This is a genomic window from Hyphomonas sp., from assembly GCF_046313735.1.
In the GTDB taxonomy this organism is placed as follows: Bacteria; Pseudomonadota; Alphaproteobacteria; order Caulobacterales; family Hyphomonadaceae; genus Hyphomonas.
The window spans coordinates 1-3,169 of record NZ_JBKBXW010000078.1; the positions used below are offsets into that span (position 1 = coordinate 1).

4 protein-coding genes are annotated in these 3,169 nt (G+C 63.4%); 3 read left to right on the plus strand and 1 reads right to left on the minus strand.

All coding sequences use genetic code 11. The features are described from left to right. The 3 genes from ACK4SV_RS16405 to ACK4SV_RS16415 all read left to right on the plus strand — a co-directional run. A partial coding sequence (locus tag ACK4SV_RS16405; RefSeq protein WP_409918917.1) for an aldehyde dehydrogenase family protein occupies positions 1 to 896 on the plus strand: 896 nt, incomplete at its 5' end. Between the two features lie 81 nt (positions 897 to 977). Next, positions 978 to 1,592 carry a glutathione S-transferase family protein gene (locus ACK4SV_RS16410; protein ID WP_409918918.1) on the plus strand — a complete coding sequence of 205 codons (615 nt, stop codon included), beginning with the start codon at positions 978 to 980 and terminating at the stop codon, positions 1,590 to 1,592. 83 nt (positions 1,593 to 1,675) lie between these two features. Beyond that, positions 1,676 to 2,266, plus strand: coding sequence for a CC0125/CC1285 family lipoprotein (locus ACK4SV_RS16415; RefSeq protein WP_409918919.1), 591 nt, complete (start codon positions 1,676 to 1,678; stop codon positions 2,264 to 2,266). Positions 2,267 to 2,294: 28 nt separating this feature from the next. Here the strand turns inward: ACK4SV_RS16415 and ACK4SV_RS16420 are convergent. Beyond that, a partial coding sequence (locus ACK4SV_RS16420; protein WP_409918920.1) for a PQQ-dependent sugar dehydrogenase occupies positions 2,295 to 3,169 on the minus strand: 875 nt, incomplete at its 5' end.

The following is a 3,169-nucleotide window of genomic DNA, read 5'->3' on the forward strand; positions in this document are numbered from 1 at the left end:
CAATGATCTTTGCCGAAATCCTGCATGAGGCCGGCGTGCCGAAAGGCGTGTTCAACCTCGTCAATGGTGACGGCCCGAATGTCGGCGCCGAAATGTCTGCCCATCCTGATGTCGATATGGTGAGCTTCACCGGCTCGACCCGCGCCGGCGTGCTGGTGGCCCAGGCTGCTGCTCCGACGGTCAAGCGCGTCGCCCAGGAACTCGGCGGCAAGAGCCCCAACATTGTTCTGCCTACGGCAGATCTTCAGAAGGCCGTTTCCAGCGGCGTGATGTCGATGATGACCAATTCGGGCCAGAGCTGCAACGCGCCGTCGCGGATGTTCGTGCAGAAGGACCAGCACGACCAGGCCGTCGCGATTGCCAAGGCGACCGCCGAGTCGGTGAAAGTGGGCATGCCCGCAGACGCCCCTCCCGGCGCTATCGGCCCGATCTCAAACGGCAGCCAATACCAGAAGGTACAGGACCTGATCCAGAAGGGCATCGAAGAGGGCGCCACCCTCGTCGCCGGCGGCCCCGGCCGTCCCGAAGGCTTCAACAAGGGCTATTTCGCTCGGCCGACCGTGTTCGCGAATGTCACCAATGACATGACCATCGCGCGCGAGGAAATCTTCGGCCCCGTCCTCTGCATCCTGCCCTACAACACGCTTGAGGAAGCTATCGAGCAGGCCAATGACACGGTCTACGGCCTCGCCGGCTATGTTCAGGGTCCGGACAAAGAGGCATATGACGTCGCCACCCGCATCCGCGCCGGCCAGATCAGCGTCAACGGCTCGCGCCCGGATTTCACCGCCCCGTTCGGCGGCTACAAGCAATCCGGCAACGGACGGGAATGGGGCGAGCATGGCTTCGAGGAATTCCTGGAGGTCAAGGCCGTGATGGGCTATCAGGCCGCCTGAGCCGCGCCGCGCACTTAAAGCACGAAAACGGCAGACCCCGGTGTCTGCCGTTTTTCATTTCACGCCTGAAGGACCCACGCCATGAGCCTCAAACTCCACCACCTCAACGCCTCCCGCTCGCAGCGCATCGTCTGGCTGCTCCTCGAACTCGGCGTCGAACATGAGATCGTCTCCTACCAGCGCGACGCCACGACGCGCCTCGCGCCGCCCGAACTCCTGAATATCCATCCGCTCGGCAAGTCGCCCCTGCTCGAACATGACGGCCGCGTCATCGCCGAAACCGGCGCCATCGCCGAATACCTGATGGCGAAGTTCGATCCCGATCACCGCCTCCACCCGCGCGCAGACTCGCAGGATTTCCCGCGCTACCTCGAATGGCTCCATTCGGCCGAGGGCGCCGTCTTCCTGCCTTCGCTGCTGACCATGTATCTCGGCCTCGCCGGCGCCGCAGACAGCCAGATCGGCCAGATCATCGCCCAGGAACGCGAGAAGGCTGCCAACCATATCGAGGCGCACCTCTCCAGCCATGCCTATTTCGCCGGCGAGACTTTCTCGGCGGCAGACTGCCTGATGGGCTTCCAGCTCGCATCCGGCGCAGCTCGCGGCGGCCTCGACGGGCGCCCTGCCACAGCCGGCTGGGTGCAGAAAGTCTCGGCGCGTCCGGCCTTCCAGGCCATGCTGGCGGTCGGCATATAACACAGTTGTGATGGCCGTATTCGGCTGGTGTTCATCTAAAGTCTCCACCATATGATGAATGTACAGTCATGGAGGCTGACCCGATGAAACAACTCACCCTGGCCGCAGCCTTTGCTGCGCTGATCATGACCGGCGCCTGCGCGACGGCCACGCCCTACCAGGCCGCAACGGCCTCAGATCGCGGCTTCTCCGATCTCAAGATCGAGGAAAACCGCTATCAGGTCGAATTTGCCGGCAATTCGCTGACCGACCGGCGCACGGTGGAGACCTACCTCCTCTACCGCGCGGCCGAGCTGACCAAACAGAATGGCTACGATCACTTCCGGGTGGTCCGGCGCGACACCGATGCCAACACGCGGGTCGTCCCCGTTGGCGGGGCGGGCTACACGCCCTTCTATGATCATTTCTACCTGAACTACCGCTACTTCGGACCCCGCGCGTCCTACTTCCACGACCCCTACCGGCGCCACCGTCCGACACGCGCATATTATTCGCGCTTCGGCTATTACGACCCCTTCTGGGGCGGACCGGCCGAGTACCGGGAACAGACCCGCTATGTCGCCAGCGCCGAGATCATGATGGGCAAAGGTCCGAAGCCGGACGATGTCGCCTTCTTCGATGCCGACCAAGTGATCTTCAACCTTGCAGGACAGATCGCCCGTCCGGGCACCTGAGCCCTGTTCCAGCCGGGCCGGTTGCTCTTCAGGGCGCCGGCTCGATCCGGAACACATTGCCACCAAGCGAGACGATATAGAGCCGGCCCTCAGTATCGAGGCCGAAGCTCGATATTTGTCCCAGGGTCCCAACATCAGGTACCAGATTCTCATTCAGCCGATTGAACGCGGCTGACGCCAGCGTCTGGCCGACGACCAACGACGCCTCGGGCACGGACCAGACATTGCCGCTGATGAAGTCTGCAAACACATAGTGATCGCGAATCGCAGTGATCGGCCCACGATACACATATCCTCCGGTCACGGAGCGTCCCTGGTTCGGTCCCGTGCCATGGGTGTATTCGGTCACCGGCGGCGTGAAGGCGGCCGAATTGGCGCCGCCATTATAGGGCTGCGTGCCTTCCCGGAGCCGCCAGCCATAATTGGCGCCGGCATCCGACGGCCGCATCCGGTTGATCTCCTCGACCGCATTCTGGCCGACATCGCCAATGAGCAGGTCGCCGCTGACAGGATCGAAGCTCGCCCGGTAAGGATTGCGCAGGCCGAGCACGAAAATCTCCGGCGCCCCGCCTGCCCCGCCGGGAAAGGCATTGCCGGGCGGGATACGGTAGTTGCGCGTCCCGTCCGCCGGGAAATCATCCCCGGACACATCGATGCGCAGCACCTTGCCCAGGAGGGAGTTCGGGTTTTGCGCGACATTGTCCGGATCGCCGCCACCGCCGCTGTCACCGGTCGGAATATAGAGAAACCCATCCGCGCCAGAGCCGATCCAGCCGGCATTGTGATTGGCCCGCGGCCGGTCGATCGTGATGAGGGTTTCCTCCGTAACCGGATCGGCCAACAGCGCGTTGGCCGCATTCACCCGGTAGCGGCCAGGGCTATCGCATGTAGGCGATGGCTTTT